Source organism: Streptomyces sp. NPDC127084 (genome assembly GCF_042724175.1).
Lineage (GTDB): Bacteria > Actinomycetota > Actinomycetes > Streptomycetales > Streptomycetaceae > Streptomyces.
This window is the reverse complement of sequence record NZ_JBHXFA010000008.1, coordinates 27,471-54,401: the sequence shown is the minus strand read 5'-3', so window position 1 is coordinate 54,401 and position 26,931 is coordinate 27,471. Positions and strand designations below refer to the sequence as shown.

Below are 26,931 nucleotides of genomic sequence, written 5' to 3'. Positions count from 1 at the left end.
AGTGTCACCGGTCTGTCCTAGAGTCCCGGCATGACCGTTCTGATGATCGACGCGGGTCCGGTTGCGCCGGCTGCTCAGGTGACCCGGACCGGTGGAGTGCCTCTGGCACCGGCGGGCACGCCGTGGCCCAGCTGCACCGCGTGCGGTGGCCCGATGCAGTTCCTCGCCCAGGTGGTCCTGGACGACCTCGGGGACGGGATGGGGAAGCGGGGAGTCCTCGCCTTGTTCCAATGCCAGAACGAGCCGGGTATGTGCGACGAGTGGGAACCTGACTCCGGCGGGAACCAGGCCCTGCTCTTCCCGGGGGACGGCCTTGAGCCACTGCCCCGGCCCGAGGGCGGTGTCGATGAGGCACTGCTTCTGCTCGGTTCCGTTCGGGCGGTCGGCTTGGTGCGTATGGATGAGCCCGACTACGACCGGGCCGGCGACGAGTGGGCAGCGGACAACGACCTCCCCGTCTCATCCGTGCTCGGCCAGCTCGGCGGCAGCCCCGCCTGGATTCAGGACGACGAGACCCCGTCGTGCCCGTCATGCGCCGCTCCTATGCCGCTGATCGTCCAGCTTGAGGAAGGTCCGGACCACAGCACCGCCATGAACTTCGGCGACTGCGGTGGCGGCTACGCGTTCGCCTGCGAACCATGTGGCCGCGCGAAGTTCCTGTGGCAGTGCTGAGCCCGGGCCGGCTGCTCGGGCAGCCGGTGCGTTGGCCGGGAACGTTCACCGGGGGTACATGTCGAGGGCGAGGTCTGTGGATGGCGGAGCCAGTCAGGGCACGACGGTTGAATGACCACTGGCTGTCCGATGGGAAACCGGTCGAGGTAGACGACGGGAGAGACGGCCATGGAATGGACCCTTGAAGTGATCGTCGTCCCGGTCGGCGACATCGACCGGGCCAAGAGTTTCTACGCCGGTCAGTGCGGATTCCGCGTCGACCACGACACCCGTGTCGAGGGAGGCGTACGCATCATCCAGCTGACCCCACCAGGGTCGCCCTGCTCCATCGTCATCGGATCCGGCATGCTTCCCGCACCCGGCCAGCGCACCATGGCCCCGGGCGCCGTCCAGGGTCTCCAGCTGTGCGTCCCCGACATCGAGGCCGCCCACGACGAGCTGCTCGCCCGGGGCGTCGCCGTCAGCGCGGTCCAGCACGTCTCACCGGACGGCTGGACCCGCGGCAAGGGCGGGACCTGGAACTCGTTCGTGTTCTTCCAGGACCCGGACGGCAACGGCTGGGTGGTGCAGGAGGCGCCGTCACCGCTCGCCCAGCGGCTCCAGGTGTGAGGGAGCACGGCACCCCCGGTCTTCGGCACTACAGCAGCGGCAGGTTTTTGCGGAGCTCGAACGCCGTCACCTCGGAGCGGCGCTTCTCCCATTTGCAGGGGAGGCGCCGACGATGACGATGCGCCCGCCCGGAGCCGCGTGACCGGCACTGGGCTGGTGACTTTGAGCGCTGAGTCGGTGGCCAGCCATCGAGCATCGAGTCTCCGGGCCAACACATTCCTGCTGGCCGCGCTGACGAGCTGATGGGCCGGCAGCCTGTCGCCATACGTCACCACGTGACCAGGAGCCGGCGTGCGCTGTGCAGCAGAGAGCCGCTGTTCATCAGTTCTCGACCGACACTGGGCCACTCGACGAGAGAAATAGACGGAAAGCGGAGGAAGAGCTGCCGGATGATGATCTCGAAGAGGGTCTCTGCGATGTTCCGGCCGAGACAGTGGTGACTTCCGTAGCCGAATCCAAGATGGCGCAGATCGCGCCGCTGGACGTCGAAGATGTCTGCATCAGAGAATTCTCGTGCGTCCCGTGTAGTGGCGGCGATGCTCACGCGCACAAGGTCGCCCTCACCGACCACAGCGCCCCCGACTTGCGCTTCTGCGGATGCAATACGGTCCAGTGCCGGAATAACCGCAACGTATCGCGCGGCTTCTTGAACGGCGGAGGCAATCATCGCGTCATCTAGGGCTGCTGCCTGAGAGGGATGCGCGAGCAAGGCCAGGAGCCCTGTGCTGATGAGGCTGCTCGTGGTTTCGTAACCGCCGGACGCGATGGTTGCGAGGATGGACGCAGGATCCTTGGGGCCGACGCCGCCGAAGCCGTGACCGATCAGCCGGCTAGGCAGGTCTTCACACGGATTGCCAGTCCGCTCGGCGATTATCCTGCGCATGAAAGCCATGAGTTCGGCACCGTCTCGGCGTTTCACGGCTGAGGGCGTGCGGCGCCCCTGAAAGGTTCGCGACCAGCGGTCGAATGCCACATGATCGGCGACCGTGGTACCGAGTATGTGCGAGAGCGCACCGTAAGCAGCCGGCCGTATCAAACAAGTCACCAGGTCGACCGGACGCTGTTCCCGGGAGAGGCCCTCGAGGAGAGAGGCCACTGTCATCTCCAAAGAGGGGCGCAACTCGGTGATCCTTCGCGCCCTGAACTCCGGGACGAGCTTCTTCCGGATCTCGGTGTGCACAGGGGGATCAGTGAGGACGAAGCTGTGAAAGCCCTCTGCCGCGCCGGGGTTGGGTACACAAGAACTGAAGCGGGCGGGATCGCCTAGGACTGAACGCGCCTCCTGATACCCAGTGACAATCCACCTGTTAATCCCGTTGGCGGGCTCGAGTCGGATCACGGGCCCGAGGCGGCTGAGGCGCGTGACTGGAGAAGGAATAAAGGGAAGCTGACCGCCCTGCGCCGAGGGCATTACAGGTGCTGGCATTTCCTTGTCCTTTCGCAGTGGGGGGAGAGAAATGGTTGCTCGGACGGTCGGCCAGTACAGTTTGATCAGAAACAAGCCGAGGGGCCCCTGTCGTCCAACTCCTCGTGCACATGTGGGCGAAGCACTATGCGGGCGAGGCTTCGTCTGGCGGCAGCGAGGGTCGGGTGGCAGGAGTCCACCCGAGGAGCGAGAAGAGCGATGCAGCGGACGCAGCACGACGCGGCAAGGTTGTAGCACTCCAGGCGCCGGTAGATGGCCGCAAGATTGACCAGAGTGGGGGCGAGTCCGGGATGAGAAGCCCCCAGAATTCGTTCTTTCAGCGTGAGGGCTTGCCCATAGCCGACCAGTGCTTTGCAGAGATTGCCGCGACGATGATGAAGAGCCGCCAGATTGTGAAGGGCGACCGCGACTTCGCAGGACTCATCGCCGAACGCCCGGCGGAAGACCTCGAGGGCCCGGCGAAGCTGGGCCTCCGCCTCATCCAGTCGCCCGCACCCCTCAAGGAGCGCGGCCCATGCTGCGGCGTCGGCGGCGGTACGGTGATCGTCGCCACCATGGAGACCGGTCCGGATCTGAACGGCCCGGGCTGCCCAGACCTCTCCGCGGACAGGCTCCTCGCGGGCATGTGCCAGGCCCCCGAGATTGTGGTAGACAGTGGCGACTGTGTCATGGGCAGGCCCGTAGGCACTTTCGTAGAGGCGCAGTGCACGCTGGAGGTACTCCTCCGATGACGCGAAATCGCCGGTGTATTTGTTCAGGACACCGAGATCGTTGTACGTAGCGGCAACGAGCGGACTGTCACGACCTGTCAGGCTCTCCGCTGCGCCCAGTGTGAGCGAGAGCAGAAGGCCGGCACGGCGGTAGTCGCCGTATTCACGCCACCTGTTGGCGAGGGCGATCTGCGCCCACAACCTCTTGGACTTGTTACCTGAGCGGCGGCTGTCGGCAATAGCCGCCCGGATCTGCTGCTCAGCCTCATTGTGGCCGGCATGCTCCAGAACGCGGCCGTAGCAACCATCTGTTCGCCCGGGCTGGGAAGGAGTTGGCATCATGACGTCAGTTCCGCTTGTGTACGGGGTAGGTAGGGGAATCCGGCGGATAGGTTCGGGCATCCGCGCGTCAGTCCGGCCCCGGGCTCCGCAGGTTGGTGTCCGTCCCCTGCGCCTGCCCCAACGCCCGCAAGATCCCAGAAGTGACACGCGCGCCTGAACAGGGAGGGTCCCCGCCAACGGGTCACGCCGTCTCCGGCGAGCCGGGTCTCGCCTCTCCTGAAGACCTGATGAGCAGGTCGCGACTTCGCCGGGAAACCTCACGCTGGTATCCGCCAGGTCGGCCTGGCACGCGGAAATCCATTGACTTCTGGGCCAGTTCCCGTGTCTTTGCCGCGTCACAAGACACATACGGCCTGAACTCCGCCTCCTTGAGAGAAGCGTCTGCGTATGCTGCGCGCGGTACCGGCTGCACACCGAAGATCGGCGTGCCCCTCCGAAGCGGAACAACCTGGTCACTCTTACGGAACCGCAGTACCCCCACCAGCGGGCCGTTCCACCAGTCATACTCAGTGAGGCCCTCCAGCACTTCAAACGCCAGACTCCCAGGCCTGTTGGGCACATTGCGTACCAGCAGGCTCCAGGCCGGGGGAGCTGTCGCGATGAGGCCCGTCCACACCAGCAACATGCCCGGCTCCGGCCCTGTGGCGAGCACATGCATGGAAAGCAACGGGTCATCGGTAAGACTGGCACCGCGCAGTCGCCGAAGCATACGGACTGTCACCTTTGTCAATGGCAGCCAAGCATCCTCCCCGGCCAGCAGCCAGTGAAACTGCGCACCATCCCACTTCACGTAGCAGTCGAGCGGCGGGCTGACATGCCACCCGTATCCGCTGGCCTCACGGAACGGCCGACAGTGCGCGGTAGCACGGAACGACGCCCCTCCCTCCGTGGAGGGATCTGCCGGAACGGGAGCCGGGACTCCGTCAAAGCATGCACGGAAGGAGAAGCCGCTCACGATGAACACCTGATCGCTGTTTCAGAAAATTGAGATGTGTACGGGCGGAACCGCATACGCGACGCCGCCCGCACAAGGAGCCTGGGCGGAACCAGTCACTCAGTCACAACTGCTTCGTTGTGATTCGGGGCGATGGCAAACGAAATGAAATCGGAATCCTCAAGGACCCCGGCCGCTTCCCATACCGAATCCAGGTCAGGCTGCTCAAGCTCCACATTCTCCAGAGGGGCCGGATTAGTTTCTTCCATCACGCTCACCACTTCCCGTGAATCGTTAACGTGCAGATACAAAAAGAGTACTGCCACCCCGAGGGGGAATCAGAGTAATCTTTACTCATATTTCAGGTGACGCAGTTACTCAGCCTCACGCACTGGAGGGTGAAGTGATCTCGGGAAGGAAGGAAGAGTAAACCTATCTCATCCTGAGTGACGGCCCTCTCGCAGACACGGTCGACGCGCAGGCCGAGGGACCAACTGGGACTTGGGCACCGCCAGTACATACTCGGGCACCTTCAGTACATAACCGAGGCTGGACTGTTCCAGCAGTGAACGGAAGCGCCGCACCTGTCGGTAGACAGCGTCCGCGGTCACCCAGGCGAGCGAACCATCGGGGCGGCCTGCCGCACTGGCAGTCGCGATGCGGCGCGGTCTTCTTTAGTGCAATGCGAGCAGCACCATGACGGCGTTGACGGCCAGGTACAAGCCCGTGGAGGTGATGGCGACCACCGTGTTCACGCGCCGTGCCGCTCCTTTTTCCTCCGGCGTACCCAAATGCCTCCAGACATAGGTCGTGGTGACCAAGGCGACCAGTGTGTACATGAGGGCGAGGAGGTGGATCCCATCCACCAGTGTCACCCCGAATACCGCTCCCAGTGACTGACTGGCAGCCCGCATGTTGACGACGAGCGCGAAAACCGCGGCCCCGAGGATTCCGTATCGAGTGGTCAGTCCCGTCATGGAATCTTCCGACCAGATCAGATACGAGATGAGAGTGAAGACGATGGCCACGTAAACCGGCCATGTCTCCTCGACGAAGCTCGAAAGGTTCACCCGGCTCAGTTCGAGGGCGATGGTGAACTGACTGAAATCGCTTCCCTTGCCCGATGGGATGCTCGGGTCGCCGAAGTTGGTGGGATATTTGTGGATCCCGACTCCGACCCCGAACTTTACGACCTTGAAGTAGTCGAGCGAGATGCTGTGATCGTAGGTGGAATTAGCAGTGTCCGGCTGGAACACCAACTGCGAAGTGTTGAACTGGTTGTCCTCTATCAAGATTTCGATGAGCTGCCGGTCGAAAGGATAGCTTTCGAGGTGAAAGTGCTGCCGAAATTTCCCCACGACTTTCACCTGCGACCAGTACTCACCAGCGACCTTGACAATGGAGTGACCGCTCAGCGTGGTCTCGGTCGCGTTGACGAACTCGAGGCGCCGGGTGGGATCGAGTTCAGCCCTGGGACACACACTCCACAACCACATATCCGCGCCCACGGTCTCCGCCGCAGCGTCGAGATCGTAAAGGTCGGCCAAGTACACACCGACCCTGCATACAGGAGTCGCTGAAGCAGGCCCAGCACTGGCCAATACAGCGAGCAGGGCCCCGGCCAGGCAGACGTACCACGAAGCGGCGACGGCCCGCCAGAGACGCCCGAGCCGTACGCACCGCTGGAGACGGCTCATTCCGGTGATACCGGCCAGCCGAAGCCGATTGACGCAGCCAGGCCGTGGGCATGCCCGGGCCGAGCGAGCCACCCGCCGCTCGCGTCGATCACTGCGGCCGGACGCACCGTCGCACACTCCGCCACGCCCACCGCACGCGACTGCACCGACCCTGGCCCGGGGCTCCACCAGGGCCTCGCCGTTGGGCGGCTCAGCCGCCGGCCGCAGCCATTGGGCCACAGTTGCAGTGGAGGCATCGTTCTCTGTCCGTCCCATACCGGTTGCCCGAACGCCCAGAGGCGACATCTCACAGCAGGCCTGAGCATCGCCGAGTCGACAGGGTCGGTCGGGTCGTACCCGCACCATGCCCGCAAGACGGCGACCCTAGATCCGATGGGAGAAGAACCACTCCGATGGAGCAGCCAAGAAGCCGTTCTCCTGTGGTGTGTTCGATGGTCTTGGGTGGTGGGGAACATTGAGCGGCTGGTGCCGGATGAATTCTGGGGTGCTGTCACAGGGGGCCGGAGGCTCCCTCGCCCTCAGCGGAGGCCGGGGGCGGCATCCCCACCGGCCGCATCCGCGCGGACGACCCGTACTACTCGCGAAAAGCACCCCCGGTACGGGACAGACGTGCAAGGCATCACCCACCTTGACGGCACACCCCTGCAGTCCTCGCCGACTCTGCCGGTCCGAGCAACCGCGGCCCGGGCACACAGCATCCAGACCTGCCTGATCAGCCAGGTACTCACCCTGGCTCATTCGGGCCCACCAAGGTGCCAGCGCCATAGGCCGCACCCCTCGACCAAGACCGCCGACGAGATCAGCGAAGACATCACGGCGCTGCGCGACGGCGCCCCATCAACACCGGCCCGGTCTGCCAGCACCGCAAGCGCCCCCCCGCCAGCCAGTTTCAGCGTATGTTGCAGCGCCCGAAACCATCGGTTCGACCTGGTGTTTCGGCTGCTCTTACAGCGTCCGCGTGATGATCCTATGGTGCGGCAATGCAGCCCGTGCGGGAAACAGTGACGGTGTCCGGGAGGCCGGAATGCTTCGGGCAAGAAACACACTCACGGCTGGAGCAAGAACTGCGCAGCTCACTGGCCTGCCTGGTGCGGATGGCTCTGCGTTTGTGCAGTGCGAGAGGGATACTCGTAAACGGACCGGGAGCGGCGCCCTCTTCGGCGGTCTTAGGCCGCCGCCACAGCAGTTCGCCTGAGCAACAGTGCGTCAGCGTGGAATACCCCGGGCGACTTTCTGCTCATGGCCGCAACCTTGTGAGGACTTGACATGACGCTTATCCGGCAGATCCTAGACTACAACAGCCGCGCGAATCCCTACCCCCTCTATACGGAGCTACGCAAGACGCCGGTGCTGCATGACGAAGACGGTGCCTACGTCGTAAGCACGTACTGGGACATCGTCAATCTTCTACACGATCCGCGGATCAGCTCCGACCACCGCAAGCGGACCGCTGGCGACGCCTACGGGTTTGCCTCGCAGGAGGGCGGCGCCGAAGGCACCACTCCTCCGTTCCTCAGGCTCGATCCCCCAGAACACGACCGGCTGCGCCGTGTCACGAACCGCTCCTTCGGCCCGCCGCACACCCCAAAGCGGGTCCAGGAATTGGGCATTGAACTCAGTGGGGTCGTATCCAGCCTCATTGACGGTATCAGCGACGTGGATCGGATCGACATCGTTGAGCAGGTCTCCTATCCGTTCCCCGTGACCGCGATCTGCCGACTGCTAGGGGTTCCACGCGAGGACGAAGTCCGTTTCCATCACTGGGCGGATACCCTGGCAGCGAGTCTTGACCCCAAGCCGGGGGAGAACCCGACCGAGCGGAATCGGGAGGTCCGTGATGCCCAGACACAACTGGGAGGGTATCTGGCGGAGCTGATCGAGGAGCGGCGGAAGAAGCCCGCCGACGACATGCTCTCCCACCTTGTCGCCAGTAGCGGGAGCCAAGAGGAAACGATGTCGGTGATTGAGGCCATCACCACCGCAGCTCTCCTGCTGATCGCCGGCCACGAGACAACCGTCAACCTGATCAGCAACGGCATGCTCACACTGCTGCGCCACCCAGAGGTCCTCCAGCGTCTGCGGGACGACCCGAAATTGGCCGCACCCTTGGTGGAGGAGTTGCTTCGCTACGAGCCGCCTGTGCACCTTCTCCCCAACCGCACCCCCCTTACCGACATCGAAGTCTGCGGTGTCGGTATCCCGAAGGGCGCCTTGATCTGGCTTGTGACCGCTGCCGGCAACCGTGACCCGCAACGCTTCGCTGACCCCGACCGCTTCGACCCTGACCGCAAGGACGCCGGGCACCTGGGCTTCGGCAGCGGCATCCACAGCTGCTTCGGCGCGCCGCTCGCGAGGGTTGAGGCCCAGCTCGCACTCAGTCAGCTGGCACGCAGGCTCGAGAATCCCCGCTTGCTAGAGGATCCGCCCGAGTACCGGCAGAATGCGGTCCTACGCGGGCGCCGCCACCTGAACGTCGCCTGCGACCGCATCTCCCCTGGAACGGCCCAATAGCTGCAGCGTTCAACTCACCCAGCTGTCCGGGAGTGAATACCGCCCACTGCCTGGACATGGCAGACCAGCGAACGGTGCATCCATAGTTGTGGTCTTCAGGTCTTTGTCGGCTAGAACTACCGAGGCACCCGGCGAAGCGCTACTCTCAGTACGAGGTGTGTCGTGGACCTGATCAATCTCGAACAGCGCTGGCCCCTAGTTGGACGCGAAAGGGAATTGCATTCCTTCATTCGTTCCTGGGAAGGCAACTGGTGCGGCGCCTTCGTTATATGCGGTGCGGCAGGAGTGGGAAAAACACGTCTGGCCGAGGAATGCATAGAGCGAATCAGAGGCGAGAAAGCACACATCGGAAGGGCGACGGCAAGCAAGGCGGCGGCTGCGGTGCCACTAGGGGCGATCGCGCATTTGCTTCCGTCCGGGGTGGATACGGCGAATCCTGTGGAGGGATTTGCTGCAGTGACCCGAAACCTCTCCGAGTCCGGCCGACGGCGATGGGTGCTATTCATCGATGATTTGCATTTGCTTGACGATACGTCCGTGATGCTGTTGCGACAACTCGTGGACGCGCGAGCGCTCCGACTGATCACCACCGTCCGCACAGGTGAAAGAATCGGTCACGCAGTCGAAGCTTTCATGAGCGGGGAAGTCCACTGTGTTGAACTTAACGAATTCAACAGAAGCACCGTTGAGTGCATACTTGAACAGGTGCTTGGTGGGCCGGTGGGAAAGCGAACGGTCAATATTCTGTTCATGGCATCCGGGGGAAACGCGCTGTACTTGCATGAGCTTGTTCACGGCGCTGCGCTTTCCGGAAGGTTGAGGAATCACGGCGAAGTGTGGGAACTGGTCGATGGTGATCTGCCTAGCACATGGCAGCTGACGGAATTGATCAAAGGCCGGTTGTCCGCAGCGCCGCCTGAAGGTCGGCCGGTACTGGAATTGCTCGCACTATGCGGCGCCATGTCGCTGGATCATGCTGAGTTTGTCGCCGCTCCCTCGGTGGTGGCTGATCTGGAAGACAAAGGCCTAATCCATGCCGTTATGGAAGGCCGCCGAGTTGAAGTGAGCCTGGCGCATCCTCTATACGGCGAGGTCCTGCGGGATGGCCTCCCCGCAGTACGTAGTCGGCATCTACTTGAAGAACAAGCTGAGCGGACCGAGGCTTGGGGGTGCCGCAGACGCCAAGACGCTTTGAACATTGCCAATTGGCGACTGTCTGCTACAGGTACGGCTGAACCGGAACTTCTCCTCCAAGGTGCCGCCCTCGCCCGTCATTCTGCTGATTACCGGCAGGCAATTGTTCTGCTCAATGCGCTTCCCAAAGAACGGCATACCGTCAGCAGCCTTCTCCAGTTGGGGGCGTCGCTGTTCGAGTCCGGAGCATCAGAACAGGCAGAAGAGACGCTGAAGTCGGCAGCAGAACTGGCCCGCACAAATGAAGAGCGCCTGCAGGCTATCTTCATCCGCAGTATGAATCTCAGCTGGGCCTGCGATCGTGTAACAGACGCCCTCGCGCTCAACGACGCTGCACTCAAGTCCCTGACTGGACCGGCTGATCAACGCATGCTGAGAATGCTCGAAGGCTGTCTGCGGCTCATGATCGGAGAGTCTGAGCGGGGCCTGAGACTGCTACGGGACCTGGAAGACGAGCCCGCTACATCCCCCAATCTCGGGATATGGCTGATGGCATCACTCCTCAAGCCAGCAGCTCTTTCAGCTGTGGGACGCTGCCAGGAAGCGGTGGAGTTCGCTGAACGCGCATACGAGCAGCGCTGTGGGCTATCGGATCCGATGCCTCTCGTGCTCTTTGGAAAGGTGGCCTATCTCATCAGCCTGGTTAACGCGTATAACAGTGCGGGGAGGTTGAGCGAAGCGCGAGAGATCAGTGAGCAAGCATGGGAAGGGCTAAGGGAAACAAATGATCCAGTCCTGCCATGGATTCTTCTTCCCTACCATCAGGCGAACACTGATTGGATGTCCGGAAATGTGAGTGCTGCATACCGTTGGTATGCAGAGTCCGTAACCCAGGGCCGCTCATTCAACAACTACAGGATGATGCGTCGTGCATTGTCCGGACTAGCAGCCGCGGCTGCCCTTCAAGGAGAAATCAGCATCGCTGAAGCTGCCCAGCGAGAAGCGCTCACCTACCCTCCTTCGTATCCACCTGAACGAGAAGAGCACCTGGCTGAGGCCTGGTTGCTCGCTGCGCACGGCCGTCTGAGCGATGCAAGGACTGTACTCACCAACGCTGCGCAGTCAGCCCGCGATGCCGGCTGGTGGTCGACGGAGGCACAGTTGCTCACCGATGTCGCACGCCTTGGCGGAGCCAAGAGCGTTGTGCACCGGCTTGCCGAGCTCGCGGACGAGTGCGATGGCGAGTTGATAGCAGCCTGCGCGCGTCTGGCTGCAGCGCTGGAGAGCAACGACCCCGTGGAACTTTTTGCCACAGCCAACGCCCTGGAGGCTATCGGCCTGGAACTCCTTGCCGCAGAAGCAGCGATGGCTGCATCGGCTGCTTGGCGATCTGCCGGAGAAAGCCGGCGGTCTACCTCCTCGGCCCGACAGGCCACCGCCTACGCCGCCCGTTGCGGCAATGTGCAGACTCCGTTGCTTCAAAGCGCTGCACCCGCCGTAGCTCCACTCACCAGACGCGAACGTGAAATAGCCCGGATGGCCGCCGACCGCATCACTAGTAAAGAAATTGCTGCGGCTCTTCACTTGTCCCCCCGCACTGTCAACAACCACCTACATCAGATATACGCAAAGCTCGGTATCGCTTCCCGTCGCCAGCTCCCCGGAGCTTTCCACGTCGGCGGTTGATGGTGGACCTTGGGACTCTATTTGCGAATCAAGCCGGTGCTGGCCATGTTCCTGTTCTCCGGCCAGGGCAGGTGCGCTGCAGAAGGAGCCTCCCGGCGGCGTTGGCACCGAACCCGACGATCACGGCATCGGACGCTCGCGTGGCGGGCTGACCACCAAGCTGCACTTGGCGGTCGAGCAGGGGCATGAGCCGCTGTCGCTGCTTATCACCGCTGGTCAGCGGCACGACAGTCCGCAGTGCCATCACCCCCCGGCAGTGCCTACGTGTGGTCCCGCACGATGATCTTTCCGGTGTGCTTGCCGTGCAGCATGCCCAGGAACGCGTCCACGATGTTCTCGAATCCGTCCACCACCATCTGGTCCAGCGCGAGCCGTCCGCTCTGCAGATGGGGGACCGCGAAGGCGTACAGCTCGTCCTGCAGGTCGCGGTAGTTGCTGACCAGGAAGCCCTCCATGCGAAGGCTCTTCTCCACGATGTCCGCGTAGTTGAAGTGCGGCGTGGGCTCGTCCGGGGTGTTGTAGCGGCTGATGGTGCCGATCCGGACGATGCGCCCGAACTCACGCAGTGCGCCCACCGCGGCGGCCAGTTGCTCTCCGCCGACGTTGTCGACGAAGACGTCGATGCCGTCCGGTGCAGCCTTGGCGAGCAGTTCAGCGGCAGGGCCGTCGTGGTAGTCGAACGCCGCGTCGTAGCCCACCTCCCGGGTCAGGTGGTCGACCTTGGCCACCGAGCCCGCGCTGCCCACGAGCCGGCCGGCGCCCAGCAGTCGGGCGAACCGGCAGGTGGCCGTGCCGACGCCGCCGCCCGCGGCGGAGACGAAGAGGTCATCGCCCTCGCGGAGCCGGGCGATGCGGGTGAGGCCCACGTAGGCGGTCAGTCCGGTACCGCCGAGGACGCTCAGGTAGGCCGTCAGAGGGACCCCGTCGAAACGGGGAAGCTTGCGGCTCTCTTCGGGCCGGATCACGGAGTGTGTGCGCCAGCCCTCCCGGTGGAACACAATCTCGCCCTCGGTCAGCTCCGGCGTCCGCGAGGCGACGACGCGCCCGAGAGTCCGAGAGTCCGGCCCTCGAGCGGTGCGTGGAGCGCGAAGCCGCCGGGCACGTCGTCCATCATCTCGCGGTGGTAGGGGTCGACGGACCAGTAGAGGGTCGAAGCCGAGGACGACGGAGCAGTGCTCTCACTCGTGAGCGGGGGCAACGGAATGGCGATCATGCCCGCGCTCTCCCTGGTCGGAGCACCAGACTCGATCGAGATCACCGACCTCGGTCCGGAGCGCCCAACACGCCGCGTCGGCTACGTGACCACCCCGGAACTCGTCGCCTCCGCCGCCGTGCGCGCTCTGGTCCGGGAGCTGCGGGCCGCCGGCTCCGCCCTCTGACGGGCAGGCTCCGGCGAGACCAGGCAAAGGGGGGCCATGAGAACCGATACGTCCGCACCGGATCCGCAGGACCCGTCAGCCGCTCGTGGGTCGAGACCCTCCCTGACGGGGACCCAGGTGCGGCTTGGGGTGTTCCTCGCGAACAGCGAGACCGCGGGTGAAGCTGAGCGGAGCGGCGAGCAGTTGGAACGACTGGCTGGGCTCGGGCTGGAGTGGGCGGCGCAGGCATAGGTCTAATGCGGGCCGCATGCGCATCGGGGGGCGGACGACGGCCGAACCTCTCTTGGTATCTCACGTCGCCCGGACCGCTTGACCCCCGTCGAATACGAGACCATCATTGCCCACCCGCAGCTCTGGCTGCATAAGCCGCGCTGCCACCTGATCATGCAGCATTCCCGAGCGAGCACCCCATGCCGCCTCCAGTAAAGAAGGAAAATTATGAAAAAGATCGATCTACGCAAACTAGGACTGTGTGTCCTTGCGATTGGAACTATTGCCGGGGTCAGTCGTGCGATATTCGATCCAGAACCAAGTCTTCTTCGAGGATTTGGCTAAGCACTATTTATGGGACTTGCGCTAGGTTGCCCACTGTACTTCTTCGAAATAAGGCGGCGCAAAGAATAGGAAAGATTCAAGTCCATCACCCCGCTCGTTTTCTTCAACCCTTTCTCAGTGGACTTTTCAGCAGAAGAGACCACGCTGAAGGTGGTCAACGGCCGCCTCGTATCCGCCGAAGCGCGGAAAGGAGCGAGACGTCCCGCTCCCCCGCCAAGCTGCCCGGTCTTCCGCGAGCACTCCGAGGAGTTTTCAACCGTGGAGGTCTCGCTGCCCTGGCTGAAGCCGGACGGGCCGCTCGTCACCAAGCGCCTGTTCTTCTCGCTCACCGGCGGCGGCGCCGTCAGGCGGACCGACTTCAACACCCGCGTGTGGAAGTTCGCGCTCATCCAGGTCGGCTTCATTCCGGAGCCCAAGGAGGGCGGGCGGCACCAGGCGGCCCGTGAGCATGGGATGCATGCGCTGAGGCACTTCTACGCGTCCCTGCTCCTGGACGCCGGCGAGAACATCAAGGCGCTCATACGAGGGCGCCGGTTCGACGTCGGACGGCCCAGAGACGGCCCAGGGCGAGTGAGACGGGTCAGGGCCAGCGGTTCGCGACCGCCGGCCCTGATCGTTGATTCCGGGCTTTACACCATCTGACCTGTGCTTACAGCACCGGCAGGTTCTTGCGGAGCTCGAACGCCGTCACCTCGGAGCGGTACTCCTCCCACTCCTGCTTCTTGTTGCGGAGGAAGAAGTCGAAGACATGCTCCCCCAGCGTCTCCGCGACCAGCTCACTGCGCTCCATCAGCGCGATCGCCTCGCCCAGGTTCTGCGGCAGCGGCTCGATCCCCATCGCGCGGCGCTCCGAGTCCGAGAGGGCCCAGACGTCGTCATCGGCGCCCGCGGGGAGCTCGTAGCCCTCCTCGATGCCCTTGAGTCCGGCCGCGAGCAGGACCGCGTAGGCGAGGTAGGGGTTGGCTCCGGAGTCGAGGGAGCGGACCTCGATGCGGGACGAGCCGGTCTTGCCGGGCTTGTACATCGGAACGCGGATCAGGGCCGAGCGGTTGTTGTGGCCCCAGCAGATGTACGAGGGGGCCTCGCCGCCCGAGCCCGCGGTGCGGGCCGAGCCGCCCCAGATGCGCTTGTAGGAATTGACCCACTGGTTGGTGACCGCCGAGATCTCCGCGGCGTGCCGCAGCAGACCGGCGATGAAGGAACGTCCCACCTTGGAGAGCTGGTACTCGGCGCCCGACTCGTAGAACGCGTTGCGGTCGCCCTCGAAGAGGGAGAGGTGGGTGTGCATCCCGGAGCCGGGGTGCTCGGAGAAGGGCTTCGGCATGAAGGTGGCCTGGACGCCCTGCTCCAGCGCCACCTGCTTCATCACCAGGCGGAACGTCATGATGTTGTCCGCGGTCGACAGCGCGTCCGCGTACCGCAGGTCGATCTCCTGCTGGCCCGGCGCGCCCTCGTGGTGGCTGAACTCCACCGAGATGCCCATGGATTCCAGCATGGTGATGGCCTGGCGGCGGAAGTCCATCCCGACGTTCTGCGGGGTGTGGTCGAAGTAGCCGGAGTTGTCGGCAGGGGTGGGCCGGGTGCCGTCCAGCGGCCGGTCCTTCAGCAGGAAGAACTCGATCTCGGGGTGGGTGTAGAAGGTGAACCCGAGGTCGGAGGTCTTGGCCAGGATCCGCTTCAGGACGTAGCGCGGGTCGGCGAAGGACGGGGAGCCGTCCGGCATGAGGATGTCGCAGAACATCCGGGCGGTGCCGGGGGCCTCCGCGCGCCACGGCAGGATCTGGAAGGTGCCGGGGTCCGGTTTGGCGATCATGTCCGACTCGTAGACCCGGGCGAAGCCCTCGATCGCGGACCCGTCGAAGCCGATGCCCTCGTCGAATGCCTGTTCAAGCTCCGCGGGGGCCACCGCCACCGACTTCAGGAAGCCGAGCACATCGGTGAACCACAGCCGTACAAACCGGATGTCGCGCTCCTCGAGCGTACGGAGCACGAATTCCTGCTGCTTGTCCATGACCACATCCTTGCAGTTCAGACGGTCTGCGCACCACCGCCAGGGCGTAGTGGAGGAGCTTCAGTATCGCCACCCTTGGTTTCGCCCAGATTACGCACCCCGTATCCCCGGGGCACGCCGTCATCGTTACCATCTGCCTCCATGGGGGGCTCGCGGCGCCGCCGCATCGCACACATCGTGCGTCCCATGGCGCTGGGGAGCGCCGTGGCGACGCTCCTCACCGCGCTCTTCGTCTGCCTCGGGGTACCGCCGGACACCCGGCCCGGCCATACGGGCCACGACGGGGGCGGTCGCCCGCCGGGGATCACCGTCGCGGCTGGTGTGCCCGCGGGCGCGCAGGTCGGCTGTCCCTTCGACCGCGGCGACTGCGGCATGCTCGGCCATCTGTCGCCCGCCGTGCTGACGGCGCCGCCGCTGGACGCACCGACCGACCAGGCCGGCTCGCACCCCGTGTCCGCTGTGGTGCCTGTCTCCGGCCGGGTGCCGCGCACCGGAGCACTGCCCCGGGCGCCCGATCTGCATGTCCTTCAGGTGCAGCGGACCTAGGCCCCGCCCTTCTCCGCGCCACCGCCCTCACCACCCCCACTTTGAGAAGGACACGTCATGACTGCCAAAAAGAGCATCGCCACCGACCGCCGCGCCCGGATAGAGCAGATGCGCCGCGCCGAGCAGGCGCGCGAGCGCCGCAACCGCCTCATCACGATCGGCGTCAGCGGACTCGTGGTGGCGGGGCTCGTCGGCTTCGGCGTCTATGTGCTGAACGAGGAAGCCCGGGAGAACGAGCGGGCCAAGGCGCCGGTGCGGGGCGAAAAGATCTGGGACGCCAAGAAGCTGGGCCAGAAGCACACCGAGGAGCCGCAGAAGTACTCGATGAAGCCTCCGGTGGGTGGCAACCACAGCGAGGTGTGGATGAACTGCGACCGCGACGTCTACGCCGAGGAGATCCCCGAGTCCAACGCGGTGCACTCGCTTGAGCACGGCGCGGTGTGGGTCACCTACAACGACAAGGCCGCGGCCGAGGACGTCAAGAAGCTGAAGGACAAGGTCGGCAAGACCTCGTACTCCTTGATGAGCCCGGTGAAGGGCCAGTCCGGGGCCATCATGCTGAGCGCCTGGGGCAAGCAGCTCACCGTCGACGGCGCGGACGACCCCCGGGTGGACGAGTTCTTCACGAAGTACGTGCAGGGCCCCCAGACGCCTGAGCCGGGTGCGAGCTGCATGGGTGGGAAGACCGCGTGAGCCGGAGCACCCGACGTCTGACGCGTACGCACTGGGTGTCGATCGCGGCCGTGCTCCTGGCCCTGCTGTTCGCGGGGGCGGCCACGGTCGCGACGGCGGGCGGCGCGGACGAGGACGCTCAGCGGACCGCAGCGGGCGGCGCCGTGCCGGGCAAGGACTCGGCGGAGGCGGGCTTCGCCCGTGACATGGCGGTCCATCACCAGCAGGCGGTGGAGATGTCCTTCATCGTCCGCGACCGCACCGAGGACGAGGACGTGCGCAGACTCGCGTACGACATCGCCAACACCCAGGCCAACCAGCGGGGCATGCTGTTCGGCTGGCTGGACCTGTGGGGGCTGCCGAAGGTCGAGGCCGGGACCGAGCCGATGGCCTGGATGCAGTCCATGGACTCCATGGACCACAGCGGTCATGGCGAGCGCGCCGGGCAAGGGTCGGGCGGCGACGGCTCGCTGATGCCCGGTATGGCCACCCGGGCCGAGCTGGACCAGCTCGCCAAGGCCGAGGGCCGCCAGGCGGAGATCCTCTACCTCCAGCTGATGACCGACCACCACAAGGGCGGTGTCGTCATGGCGCGGGGCTGCGCCGAGCAGTGCACGGTGGCCCCGGAGAAGTCCCTGGCGCAGGGCATGGTCAATGCCCAGCAGTCCGAGCTGGATCTGATGGCCGACATGCTGAAAAAGCGGGGGGCGGCGCCCCGGAGCTGACCCCGACGGCAGCGGCTGACGGCGGTGAGGCGTCCTTGCGGCCCTGGTCATGGCCCTCGTCATGGCCACGGTCCATGGGGCGGCTCACCGCCGTCGGCGGTAAGGTCGAAAACGGGTTCGGGTCGCCGTATGAAGCCGCGTGTGAAGCCGCATACAGCAGGCAGGAGGTACGCACCCCATGACCACCGCCAAGGACATCATGCATCCCGGGGCGCAGTGGATCCCCGCGCACGAGACGCTCGACCGCGCCGCGCAGTTGATGCGTGAACTGAACGTGGGAGCACTCCCCATCGCCGACTCCGACGAACGGCTCGGCGGCATCCTCACGGACCGCGACATCGTCGTGGGGTGTGTCGCGATGGGCCACGACCCCGCCCGGGTGACCGCGGGTGACATGGCCAAGGGCACGCCCCGCTGGATCGACGCGGGCGCGGATGTGAACGATGTGCTGCACGAGATGCAGGACCACCGGATCCGCCGGCTGCCGGTCATCGAGAACAAACGGCTGGTCGGCATGATCAGCGAGGCCGACCTCGCCCAGCATCTGCCGGAGGGCCAGCTCGCCTCGTGGGTCGAGCAGATCTACGCGCGGGGCTGAGCCGCAGCCCGATCGACCGCCTGATCCATCGTCAGTACCGCGCGCGCCACCGCGTCCGGCCGGTCCAGCATGACCATATGGCCCGCGGACTCGACGGCCTCGAAACGCGCCTCGGCGTACGCGTCACCGTGCGCGTCGCCGCCGAGTGCGCGGGCGAGTGCGCGCTGCCGTTCCAGTCGGCGCCGGGCGAGCCGGTCGGCGAGCCCGCCGCGCCCGTCGTGAGCGGCGAGCACCGCGACGGGGATGCCCTGCGGCAGCGGGTAGCGCCCGCGCAGGGCGAGGAGTTCGGCGGCGACCGCTTGGTAGTGGGTGTTCTCGTTCAGGATGCCGTGCAGCACCCGCGAGGTCCGGTAGCAGCGGCGCACGAGCGCGGCGGGCGCCGGGTCGCCTCCCCCGGTCCGTGACAGCCGGACCACGAGGCGCCGGGTGGCCGGTCCCAGCGCGGCGGGGGCGCCCAGCAGGGACAGCGCGGTCCCGGCGCCGCGGGCGAGTGCGGTACGGACGGCCGGGGCCGGAGGCACCCGGGCGTCCTCCTCGATACTGGAGTCCACCAGTACGACCCCGGCCGTGCGGTGGGGATACAGCCGGGCGAAGGCCTCGGCGTGGAACCCGGCGATCGAGTGCCCGACGACCGTGGCGGGCCCGTCCAGGCCGAGTGCGTCGAGTACGGCGGCGATCCGGTGGGCCTCACCGGCGGCGGTGGGCGGCACCAGCGCGGGCCCGCTGAGCCCGTGGCCGGGCCGGTCGAAGCGGACGACCGTGCGGTACGGGGCGAGCAGCGGGACCACCGGGTCCCAGTCGAACCAGCTCATGGCGAGCCCGGCGCTGAGCACGCAGACCGGCCCGCTGCCGTCGACCACGACATGGTGCGGAACGCCTCCGAACCCGCCTCCGACGGCACCCCCGGACACGCCCCCGATCCGCACGAACCTCGTTTCGCCGCCCACCTTGCCGCTGACCTCGCCGCCGGCCTTGTCGCTCACGGGGCCACCCTGCCATGGGCGACGACACCACGGGGAAGCAATCACTACATTCACCACATAGGAGCGCATGATAGGCCGTGTCGGATCAGCCCTTACTCGGGTCTTTTGTCCGATCCGGCTAATGTGCGTCGTGTGATGAACCACCGGACGGCCGGGTACGGACCGCTGCCGCTGCCGATATGAGCGCGTCCGGCCGTCCCGTCCTGTTGTCCTGACGCGGTGGCAGACGCACCCCCCTTCACGCCTTCACCCCCCAGCGAGGTGCACACAGTCATGCCCATGGAGCACACCGGTCAGACCCCCTCCTCCCGTCGCGCCGTGCTCGGCGCCGGGCTCGCCGTCGCGGGATCCGGCCTGCTCGCCGCCTGCTCAGGCTCCGGCGACGGCGACTCCGGACGATCCGGCAGCCACGGCGCGGACCAGGGGGCGGGCCCCAGGGGCACCGCGGCGCCCGGCCGCGGACACGACGAGGGGGGTGGCATCCGTGAGAGGGACGGCGGCGGCAAGCGCAGCCGCCAGCTCACCTTCACTGCCCGGCCGAGCACGGTGGACCTGGGCGGCGGACGCACCTTCAAGACCTGGACGTACGACGACGAGCTGCCGGGACGCGTGGTCCGGATCACCGCGGGCGACACCCTCTCACTCACCCTCAAGAACCATCTGCCGGAATCGACCACGGTGCACTGGCACGGCATCGCGCTGCGCAACGACATGGACGGCGTGCCCTTCGTGACCCAGCCGCCGATCGAACCCGGCGAGTCGTTCTCGTACCGCTACGAGGTCCCGCACGCCGGCACCTACTGGTTCCACCCGCACCAGGGCGTCCAGGTCGACCGCGGTACGTACGCGCCGCTGATCGTGGACGACCCCAGGGAGCCGCTCTCGTACGACCACGAGTGGATCATCATGCTGGACGACTGGATCGACGGGGTGGACGGCTCGACCCCGGACGATGTCTTCTTCCAGCTCAGCAAGGGCAAGAAGATGGTGCACGACCCCGGATACGGACACCACGGAGGTGGCGGCGGGCACGACGGCGACCGGTCGGGTTCCGGTTCCGGTCCGGGCTCGAGCGCCCGGGCCGGGGCCAAGCCGTCCGGCGCCGTGGGCGCGGGCGGCGGGGCGCTGCGTGACGACGACCCGAAGAACGACGACCCCTCGGCGCGGCGCCGCCCCAGGGGCCCCCGGCGGGTGATGACGGGCGCCCACAGCAGCCTGCTCGGCCACGCGGGCGATATCGCCTACCCGTACTACCTGATCAACGGACGCACCCCGGACTTCCCCACGCAGTTCAAGGCCAAGCCAGGCGACCGGATCCGGCTGCGGATCATCAACGCCGGTGGTGAGACGGCCTTCAGGGTGGCGCTCGGCGGCCATCGCTTCACGGTCACCCACACCGACGGGTTCCCCGTCCGCCCGTACAAGACCGACGCCCTGCTGATGGGCATGGGCGAGCGCTACGACGTGCTGATCACGGCGAAGGACGGGGTCTTCCCGCTCACCGCGCTGGCCGAGGGCAAGCACGGCTCGGCGATGGCCGTGCTGCGCACCAGCGGCGGTCGCGCGCCAGGGCCGCGCACCCGGCCGCGTGAGCTGTACCGGGACGTGCTCACGTCGGCGGCGAAGCTGCGCCCGGACGAGTCCGTGGCCCTGCCGCGGCGCGGCAAGCCGGACCGGCTGATCAAGCTCAAGCTGACCGGCGGTATGGCGAAGTACGACTGGGCCTTCGACAACAGGCCCTACGACCCGGACACGATCCACCGGATCGAGTACGGCGAGCGGGTCCGCCTCGTGGTCATCAACGTCACGGACATGTGGCATCCGGTGCATCTGCACGGGCACACGTTCGCACTGGCCGACATCCTCTCGCACGGCGCCCGCAAGGACACGGCCGCGGTGCTGCCGCACCACAAGCTGGTGCTGGACTTCGACGCCGACAACGCCGGCGCGTGGATGCTCCACTGCCACAACATCTACCACGCGGAGTCCGGGATGATGACGACGGTCGCCTATCGCGACCGCCGAGGCCGCGGTCGCGGTCGCGGTCGCGGGTGACGCCGCACCCGTCACCCAGGATGTCCGGGGCGCCCCGGAGTGGGGCGCCCCACACTCCCCCGCAGGGACATTGCGTCAGTCAGACGATTACACTGTCCCCGTGCCTCAACTACGTCTCGCCCTGAATCAGATCGACTCGACCGTCGGCGACCTCGCCGGAAACGCCGAGTCGATCGTGCACTGGACCCGGCACGCCGCCCAGCAGGGGGCGCATCTGGTCGCCTTCCCCGAGATGGTGCTCACCGGTTACCCCGTCGAGGACCTCGCTCTGCGGTCCTCCTTCGTCGAAGCGTCACGGTCGGCCCTGCGCGCGCTCGCCGCGCGGCTCGCTGACGAGGGCTTCGGGGAGCTGCCGGTGATCGTCGGCTACCTGGACCGCTCCGAGAAGGCCCAGCCCCGGTTCGGCCAGCCGGCTGGTGCTCCGCAGAACGCAGGGGCGGTGCTGCACGGCGGCCGGGTGGTGCTGACATACGCCAAGCACCACCTGCCCAACTACGGGGTCTTCGACGAGTTCCGGTACTTCGTCCCGGGCGACACCATGCCGGTGATCCGTGTCCACGGGGTGGACGTCGCCCTCGCCATCTGCGAGGACCTCTGGCAGGAGGGCGGCCGGGTGCCCGCCGCCCGTTCCGCCGGTGCCGGGCTGCTGCTGTCCATCAACGCCTCGCCGTACGAGCTGGACAAGGACGACACCCGCCTCGAACTCGTCCGCAAGCGGGCCCAGGAAGCCGGCTGCACGACCGCGTATCTGGCGATGATGGGCGGCCAGGACGAGCTGGTCTTCGACGGCGACTCGATCGTGGTCGACAAGGACGGCGAGGTCGTCGCACGCGCCCCGCAGTTCGCCGAGGGCAGCGTGATCCTGGACCTGGACCTTCCGGCCGCGTCCCCGGACGCCCCCACCGGCACGGTGGACGACGGTCTGGCCATCGACCGGCTTGTGCTCTCCGAAGAGCCGCTGGCGCCGTGGGAGCCGGAGCTGACCGGCGGCTACGCGGACCGGCTCGACGACGCGGAGGAGATCTACTCCGCGCTGGTCGTGGGCTTGCGGGCGTATGTCGCGAAGAACGGTTTCCGCTCGGTGCTGGTGGGCCTTTCCGGGGGCATCGACTCCGCTCTCGTCGCCGCCATCGCCTGCGACGCGGTCGGCGCGCAGAACGTGTACGGCATCTCGATGCCGTCCAAGTACTCCTCGGACCACTCCAAGGGCGACGCAGCCGAGCTCGCCCGCCGGACCGGGCTCAACCTCCGCACCGTACCGATCGAGCCGATGTTCGACGCCTACATGGGCTCGCTCGGTCTCACCGGTCTCGCCGAGGAGAACCTCCAGTCGCGGCTGCGCGGCACCATGCTGATGGCCGTGTCCAACCAGGAGGGCCATATCGTCCTCGCTCCGGGCAACAAGTCCGAGCTGGCCGTCGGCTACTCGACGCTCTACGGGGACTCGGTGGGCGCGTACGGCCCCATCAAGGACGTCTACAAGACGACCGTGTTCCGCCTCGCGAAGTGGCGCAACGAGGCGGCGAAGGAGCGCGGCCAGACCCCGCCGATCCCGGAGAACTCCATCGTCAAGCCGCCGAGCGCCGAGCTGCGCCCCGGCCAGGTCGACACCGACTCGCTCCCGGACTACGACGTGCTGGACCGCATCCTGGAGCTGTACGTCGACCGGGACCAGGGCAAGGACGCGATCGTGGCGGCGGGCTACGACGAGGAACTGGTCGCCAGGACCCTGCGGATGGTCGACATGGCGGAGTACAAGCGCCGCCAGTACCCGCCGGGCACCAAGATCTCGGCGAAGGGCTTCGGCAAGGACCGCCGGCTCCCGATCACCAACCGCTGGCGGGAGAGCACCTCCCACTGAGCCCTGCGAGAGCAGAGGGGGCTTCCCGGTACCGCGGGAAGTCCCTCTCCCGTCTCTCGCCCCCGTCTGTCGCGAACGCGGTCAGAACGTGACGCGCGCGGCGATCGGGAGGTGGTCGCTCGCCGTGCGCGGCAGCGTCCAGGACGACACCGGCTCGACGCCCTTCACCATGATCTGGTCGATCCGCGCCATCGGGAACGAGGCCGGCCAGCTGAAGCCGAAACCGTCGCCCGCCGCGCCCTGGGTGGACCGCATCTGGGCGGTGACCGCGTTCAGCGAACGGTCGTTCATGGTGCCGTTGAGGTCACCGAGCAGCACCACCCTGGGCACCTCGTCGCGGGAGATCGCCTTGCCGAGCGCGTCGGCGCTCGCGTCCCGCTGGTTGGCGGTGAAACCGGCCTTCATCTTGACCCGTACGGACGGCAGATGGGCCACGTACACAGCCACGTCGCCGGACGGTGTCGCGACCGTGGAGCGCATCGCGCGCTCCCAGCCGAGCCGGATGTCCACGGGTCCCGTCCCGCTCATGGGGTACTTGCTCCACAGCCCGACCGTGCCCACCACCGAGTGATGCGGGTACGCCGACTTCAGTGCCTTTTCGTACGCCGGGACCGCCTCGGCCTTCAGCTCCTCCAGCGCGACGACCTCGGCGCCGGACTCCGCCACCTGACGCGCGGTGCCCTCGGGGTCCGGGTTGTCGGCGTTCACGTTGTGGGTGGCGACCGTGAGCGCGCCCTTGTCCGCGTACCGCAACCGCGGCTCGTCGCTCTCGCTCTTGCTGCCGAGCAGGCCGCCGAAGAGGTTCAGCCAGACCACGGCCGGCACCAGCAGGGCGATGAGCGCCGTGGCCGACCGCCGGAGCAGGGCGAACACCAGCAGCAGCGGTACGAGCAGACCGAGCCAGGGCAGGAAGGTCTCGGTCAGGCTGCCCAGGTTGCCGATCCGGTTGGGGATCTGCGCGTGGAAGATCATCAGCAGTCCGGCCAGCAGGGCGAACACGGCGAGCACGATGCCGCGGCGCCAGATCCCCGGATCGCGACGCCATCTGTCGAGCGCGGCCCGGACGCGGGAGCCGGAGCGTCCGCCCTGCTCCGCGTCCTGTCCCGTCTCCGTGATGAATGCCTGCCGCATGCGTGTCCTCACTGCCTTACCGCGCCTTGCTGCCGTGCCTCGCAAGCCGTGCCGTCCGCCCGTGCTGTCCGCGCCGCTACCGACCCTAGGGGATGACGGAGGGCTTGCCGTCGTACGGTCACGAGGACGAACCGGTGGGCGTGCCGGGTTCCGGTCACGGGTGGCGGGAAGGCAGCTGTGACAGAACACGCATATAGCGTCCTCAGTCCGCCTGGGACGGGCTCAGCGGCCGGGCGGGCCGGGCCGGGCTCAGGCCGTCGAGCACCGCGGCGACCATACGCTCCGCCAGGTCCTCCGGCAGCGGGGCGTCGGGCCGCATCACGGCCCTGACCAGTATGGGACCGACGATGAGGTCATTGATCAGGTCGATATCGACGTCGGCGCGGAGCTCCCCGCCCGCGATCCCCCGCCGCAGAATCTGCAGGACGGTGGCCCGCCGGGGGTCGATCACGGTGGCGACGTAGGCCGCCCACAGCTTGGGGTGGCTCTTCATCTGCGCCAGTACGTTGTGCAGCAGCGCCGACGAGCGGTGGGCGAGGCCCCGTACCCGTACGGACTCCAGCATCACGACCAGGTCGTCCCGGGCGGAAGTGCCCGGCAGGGCGGGCTCCGGTGGCTCGATGTCCCGGAGGACCTCGACGAACAGCTCCTCCTTGCCGCTCCAGCGGCGGTAGATGGTGGCCTTGCCCACACCGGCCGTGCGGGCGAGGCGCTCGATGGAGATCTCGCCCAGCGGGACCCCGTCCTCGAGGAGCCCCACCACAGCCGTCCGGATGGCCCGCTCGGCAGCCTCGCTCCGGGGGCGCCCCCGCGCAGCAGTACGGCCTCGCGCGGTGGCGCGGTCCCGGTCCCGGTCCCGCACAGCCGTACGACGCGGGCTTCCGGCGCTCCCGGCGGTGCCGACGAGCCCGGCGCTTCCGGCACTCACCCTCGGACCGCCCCTGCCGTGGGCCTTCCGTCCGGTTTCCCCGGGGGGCGTGTCCCGTCCGCTCCGGGGCGTACCCGTCCCGGCAAGTGCATCGCCACGACCACGGCGCCCACGACGGTCGCGGTCGCCGCCGCGAGGGCCGTGAGGTGCATGGCGAAGACGAAGGCGTCGTTCGCCGGGCCGACCAGCAGCTTCCCGGACGGGCCGAGCTTGGCGGCGGCGCTGAGAGTGGCCTCGATCGACTCGCCCGCCGCCGCCCTGACGCCGTCGGGCAGGCCCGCCGTCCTGGCCAGGGTGGACTCGATACCGCCCCGGTACCCCGCCGAGAGCAGCGAGCCGAGCACGGCCACGCCCAGCGCCCCACCCACCTGCCGGAACGTGTTGCTGATCGCCGAGCCGACGCCCGCCTTCTCACGGGGCAGCGCCTGCATCACCGCCACCGTCACCGGTGGCATCACATGGGCCATCCCCGCGCCTTGGACGAAGAAGGCGGCTTCGATCAGCCACAGCGGGGTCGAACCGTCGAAGAAGGCGAAGGCGGCGAGACCGGTGGTGATCATCAGCATGCCCGCCGTGCAGGTCGCCTTGGCTCCGAACCGGCCGATGGCGAGGCGGGCGCGCGGGGCGAACGCCGACTGCGCGATGGCGAGCGGCAGCAGCAGCAGTCCGGCCGCCAGCGGGCTGTAGCCGCGCGCGCTCTGCAGGTAGAACACGGACAGGAACGCCACGCCCATCATCGCGAAGAAGCCGAGCGCGGTCGCGGCGATCGCGGCCGAGAAGACCGGGTTCCTGAAGTACGAGAAGTCGAGCGCCGGATGGTCGCTGCGCACCTCGTAGACCACGAACACCGCCAGCACACCCAACCCGCCGAGCAGCGGCACCAGCACCGCCTGATCGGTGAGCGACGCCAGCTCACCGCCCCGGATGATCCCGTACACCAGCAGGACGAGACCGACGATCGACAGCAGCACGCCGACCGGGTCGAGTCGGCCGGGTGCGGGGTCCCGGGAGTCGGGGATCAGCACCACCATGGCGGCGAAGCCGATCAGCACCACGGGGACGTTGACCAGGAAGATCGAGCCCCACCAGAAGTGTTCGAGCAGCAGCCCGCCGGTGAGGGGGCCGAGAGCGATCGACACACCCACCCCGCCCGCCCAGATACCGATCGCCTTGGCCTGCTCATCCCGCTCGAACACGTTCATGAGGATGGCGAGCGTGGCGGGGATCACGAACGCGGCGCCGACACCCATCACCGCGCGGTAGGCGATGAGCTCGGCGGACGACCCGGAGAACGCCGCCAGCGCGGACCCCGCCCCGAAGACGGCCATACCGAACAGCAGCGCTTTGCGGCGGCCCGTACGGTCGCCGATCAGGCCCGCAGTGAACAGCAGGGCGGCGAAGACCAGGGTGTAGGAGTTGATGGCCCACTCCAGCTCGCCCTGGGTGGCCCCGAGGCCGACGGGGGCCGGGGTGGCGATGGTCTTGACCGCGACGTTCAGCACCGAGTGGTCGAGCACCACGATGAGCACACTGAACATGAGGACGGCGAGGATGGCCCAGCGGCGCCGGTGGACGGCTTCCGGGACACGGGGCGGGGCGGGTGGCGCCCCCGGGGGTGTGGACATGATCCAGGACTTCCCGTTTTCGATACGAGGCCGTCTCGTAATAGGAAAAAACGACCGGGATGGCGGAACGCTGGTGGACCGGTGGCGGAACATCGCCAGGTGTGAACGGCACCACTTCACGCGACGGGCGCCGGGATGCCA

At 66.9% G+C, this 26,931-nt stretch carries 20 protein-coding genes and 3 pseudogenes; 13 read left to right on the top strand and 10 right to left on the bottom strand.

The genetic code is table 11. The features are described 5' to 3' along the window. Window positions 1-30: 30 nt before the first annotated feature. Together ACFWI9_RS03815 and ACFWI9_RS03810 are read left to right on the top strand one after the other, a co-directional pair. A complete protein-coding gene (locus ACFWI9_RS03815; protein WP_387158874.1) occupies window positions 31-672 on the top strand; it encodes a DUF1963 domain-containing protein in 642 nt (213 codons plus the stop codon). A 168-nt stretch (window positions 673-840) separates the two neighbouring features. Continuing rightward, on the top strand, window positions 841-1,281 hold the full coding sequence (locus ACFWI9_RS03810; RefSeq protein ID WP_387158873.1) for a VOC family protein: 441 nt from the start codon (window positions 841-843) through the stop codon (window positions 1,279-1,281). Window positions 1,282-1,549: 268 nt separating this feature from the next. Here ACFWI9_RS03810 and ACFWI9_RS03805 read toward each other — a convergent pair whose 3' ends face one another. The 4 genes from ACFWI9_RS03805 to ACFWI9_RS03790 all read right to left on the bottom strand — a co-directional run bounded on the left by ACFWI9_RS03805 (window position 1,550) and on the right by ACFWI9_RS03790 (window position 6,240). Then, window positions 1,550-2,461 carry a cytochrome P450 gene (locus tag ACFWI9_RS03805; protein ID WP_387158872.1) on the bottom strand — a complete coding sequence of 304 codons (912 nt, stop codon included), beginning with the start codon at window positions 2,459-2,461 and terminating at the stop codon, window positions 1,550-1,552. Window positions 2,462-2,772: 311 nt separating this feature from the next. Beyond that, window positions 2,773-3,759: a tetratricopeptide repeat protein gene (locus ACFWI9_RS03800; protein WP_387158871.1), complete on the bottom strand. Its 987-nt coding sequence runs from the start codon at window positions 3,757-3,759 to the stop codon at window positions 2,773-2,775. Window positions 3,760-4,809: 1,050 nt separating this feature from the next. After that, the gene (locus ACFWI9_RS03795) at window positions 4,810-5,019 is read right to left on the bottom strand and encodes a hypothetical protein (protein WP_387158870.1); all 210 of its coding nucleotides are present in this window, start codon (window positions 5,017-5,019) and stop codon (window positions 4,810-4,812) included. Between the two features lie 348 nt (window positions 5,020-5,367). Next, entirely contained in the window at window positions 5,368-6,240 is an 873-nt protein-coding gene (locus ACFWI9_RS03790; protein ID WP_387158869.1) for a hypothetical protein, read from the bottom strand. A 1,416-nt stretch (window positions 6,241-7,656) separates the two neighbouring features. Here ACFWI9_RS03790 and ACFWI9_RS03785 point away from each other — a divergent pair. The 3 genes and pseudogenes from ACFWI9_RS03785 to ACFWI9_RS03775 all read left to right on the top strand — a co-directional run. After that, window positions 7,657-8,901, top strand: coding sequence for a cytochrome P450 (locus ACFWI9_RS03785; RefSeq protein ID WP_387158868.1), 1,245 nt, complete (start codon window positions 7,657-7,659; stop codon window positions 8,899-8,901). A 162-nt stretch (window positions 8,902-9,063) separates the two neighbouring features. Further along, on the top strand, window positions 9,064-11,721 hold the full coding sequence (locus ACFWI9_RS03780; RefSeq protein ID WP_387158867.1) for a LuxR C-terminal-related transcriptional regulator: 2,658 nt from the start codon (window positions 9,064-9,066) through the stop codon (window positions 11,719-11,721). A 127-nt stretch (window positions 11,722-11,848) separates the two neighbouring features. Beyond that, window positions 11,849-11,959 (top strand): annotated as a pseudogene (locus tag ACFWI9_RS03775) (IS5/IS1182 family transposase); the annotation flags it as partial. Window positions 11,960-11,981: 22 nt separating this feature from the next. On the opposite strand, the pseudogene ACFWI9_RS03770 reads toward ACFWI9_RS03775, so the two are convergent. Beyond that, window positions 11,982-12,934 (bottom strand): annotated as a pseudogene (locus tag ACFWI9_RS03770) (zinc-binding dehydrogenase). Between ACFWI9_RS03770 and ACFWI9_RS03765 the strand changes: the two are divergent. Then, window positions 12,870-13,100 (top strand): annotated as a pseudogene (locus ACFWI9_RS03765) (LysR substrate-binding domain-containing protein); the annotation flags it as partial. The pseudogenes ACFWI9_RS03770 and ACFWI9_RS03765 sit on opposite strands and share 65 nt — an antisense overlap. 672 nt (window positions 13,101-13,772) lie before the next feature. Continuing rightward, entirely contained in the window at window positions 13,773-14,297 is a 525-nt protein-coding gene (locus ACFWI9_RS03760; RefSeq protein WP_387158866.1) for a hypothetical protein, read from the top strand. Window positions 14,298-14,304: 7 nt separating this feature from the next. On the opposite strand, the gene glnA is transcribed toward ACFWI9_RS03760, so the two are convergent. Next, a complete protein-coding gene (glnA, locus tag ACFWI9_RS03755; RefSeq protein WP_387158865.1) occupies window positions 14,305-15,666 on the bottom strand; it encodes a type I glutamate--ammonia ligase in 1,362 nt (453 codons plus the stop codon). 186 nt (window positions 15,667-15,852) lie between these two features. Here glnA and ACFWI9_RS03750 point away from each other — a divergent pair, with 186 nt between their 5' ends. The 4 genes from ACFWI9_RS03750 to ACFWI9_RS03735 all read left to right on the top strand — a co-directional run bounded on the left by ACFWI9_RS03750 (window position 15,853) and on the right by ACFWI9_RS03735 (window position 18,207). Continuing rightward, a complete protein-coding gene (locus tag ACFWI9_RS03750) occupies window positions 15,853-16,212 on the top strand; it encodes a hypothetical protein (protein ID WP_387158864.1) in 360 nt (119 codons plus the stop codon). Window positions 16,213-16,269: 57 nt separating this feature from the next. After that, complete coding sequence (locus tag ACFWI9_RS03745) at window positions 16,270-16,905, top strand: DUF3105 domain-containing protein (protein WP_387158863.1); 636 nt, start codon at window positions 16,270-16,272, stop codon at window positions 16,903-16,905. Beyond that, window positions 16,902-17,609: a DUF305 domain-containing protein gene (locus ACFWI9_RS03740; protein WP_387158862.1), complete on the top strand. Its 708-nt coding sequence runs from the start codon at window positions 16,902-16,904 to the stop codon at window positions 17,607-17,609. Before ACFWI9_RS03745 ends, ACFWI9_RS03740 begins: the two co-directional genes overlap by 4 nt. A gap of 178 nt (window positions 17,610-17,787) precedes the next feature. Beyond that, complete coding sequence (locus ACFWI9_RS03735) at window positions 17,788-18,207, top strand: CBS domain-containing protein (RefSeq protein WP_387158861.1); 420 nt, start codon at window positions 17,788-17,790, stop codon at window positions 18,205-18,207. On the opposite strand, the gene ACFWI9_RS03730 is transcribed toward ACFWI9_RS03735, so the two are convergent. Beyond that, complete coding sequence (locus tag ACFWI9_RS03730) at window positions 18,192-19,118, bottom strand: alpha/beta fold hydrolase (RefSeq protein ID WP_387158896.1); 927 nt, start codon at window positions 19,116-19,118, stop codon at window positions 18,192-18,194. The two genes, ACFWI9_RS03735 and ACFWI9_RS03730, sit on opposite strands and share 16 nt — an antisense overlap. A 345-nt stretch (window positions 19,119-19,463) precedes the next feature. Here ACFWI9_RS03730 and ACFWI9_RS03725 point away from each other — a divergent pair, with 345 nt between their 5' ends. Beyond that, window positions 19,464-21,245, top strand: coding sequence for a multicopper oxidase family protein (locus tag ACFWI9_RS03725; RefSeq protein WP_387158860.1), 1,782 nt, complete (start codon window positions 19,464-19,466; stop codon window positions 21,243-21,245). Between the two features lie 100 nt (window positions 21,246-21,345). Continuing rightward, the gene (locus ACFWI9_RS03720) at window positions 21,346-23,106 is read left to right on the top strand and encodes an NAD+ synthase (RefSeq protein WP_387158859.1); all 1,761 of its coding nucleotides are present in this window, start codon (window positions 21,346-21,348) and stop codon (window positions 23,104-23,106) included. A gap of 81 nt (window positions 23,107-23,187) precedes the next feature. On the opposite strand, the gene ACFWI9_RS03715 is transcribed toward ACFWI9_RS03720, so the two are convergent. The 3 genes from ACFWI9_RS03715 to ACFWI9_RS03705 form a co-directional block, all read right to left on the bottom strand. Continuing rightward, window positions 23,188-24,237: an endonuclease/exonuclease/phosphatase family protein gene (locus ACFWI9_RS03715; protein WP_387158858.1), complete on the bottom strand. Its 1,050-nt coding sequence runs from the start codon at window positions 24,235-24,237 to the stop codon at window positions 23,188-23,190. 202 nt (window positions 24,238-24,439) lie between these two features. Further along, window positions 24,440-25,099, bottom strand: a complete 660-nt coding sequence (locus ACFWI9_RS03710) for a TetR/AcrR family transcriptional regulator (protein ID WP_387158895.1) — start codon at window positions 25,097-25,099, stop codon at window positions 24,440-24,442. A gap of 62 nt (window positions 25,100-25,161) precedes the next feature. Continuing rightward, window positions 25,162-26,790: a DHA2 family efflux MFS transporter permease subunit gene (locus tag ACFWI9_RS03705; protein ID WP_387158857.1), complete on the bottom strand. Its 1,629-nt coding sequence runs from the start codon at window positions 26,788-26,790 to the stop codon at window positions 25,162-25,164. Window positions 26,791-26,931: the final 141 nt, after the last annotated feature.

Coding starts and splice junctions, on each gene's coding strand:
- ACFWI9_RS03815 (WP_387158874.1), top strand. CDS start 31: ATGACCGTTCTGATGATCGACGCGGGTCCGGTTGCGCCGGCTGCTCAG.
- ACFWI9_RS03810 (WP_387158873.1), top strand. CDS start 841: ATGGAATGGACCCTTGAAGTGATCGTCGTCCCGGTCGGCGACATCGAC.
- ACFWI9_RS03800 (WP_387158871.1), bottom strand. CDS start 3,759: ATGATGCCAACTCCTTCCCAGCCCGGGCGAACAGATGGTTGCTACGGC.
- ACFWI9_RS03785 (WP_387158868.1), top strand. CDS start 7,657: ATGACGCTTATCCGGCAGATCCTAGACTACAACAGCCGCGCGAATCCC.
- glnA (WP_387158865.1), bottom strand. CDS start 15,666: ATGGACAAGCAGCAGGAATTCGTGCTCCGTACGCTCGAGGAGCGCGAC.
- ACFWI9_RS03750 (WP_387158864.1), top strand. CDS start 15,853: ATGGCGCTGGGGAGCGCCGTGGCGACGCTCCTCACCGCGCTCTTCGTC.
- ACFWI9_RS03745 (WP_387158863.1), top strand. CDS start 16,270: ATGACTGCCAAAAAGAGCATCGCCACCGACCGCCGCGCCCGGATAGAG.
- ACFWI9_RS03735 (WP_387158861.1), top strand. CDS start 17,788: ATGACCACCGCCAAGGACATCATGCATCCCGGGGCGCAGTGGATCCCC.
- ACFWI9_RS03725 (WP_387158860.1), top strand. CDS start 19,464: ATGCCCATGGAGCACACCGGTCAGACCCCCTCCTCCCGTCGCGCCGTG.
- ACFWI9_RS03715 (WP_387158858.1), bottom strand. CDS start 24,237: ATGCGGCAGGCATTCATCACGGAGACGGGACAGGACGCGGAGCAGGGC.
- ACFWI9_RS03705 (WP_387158857.1), bottom strand. CDS start 26,790: ATGTCCACACCCCCGGGGGCGCCACCCGCCCCGCCCCGTGTCCCGGAA.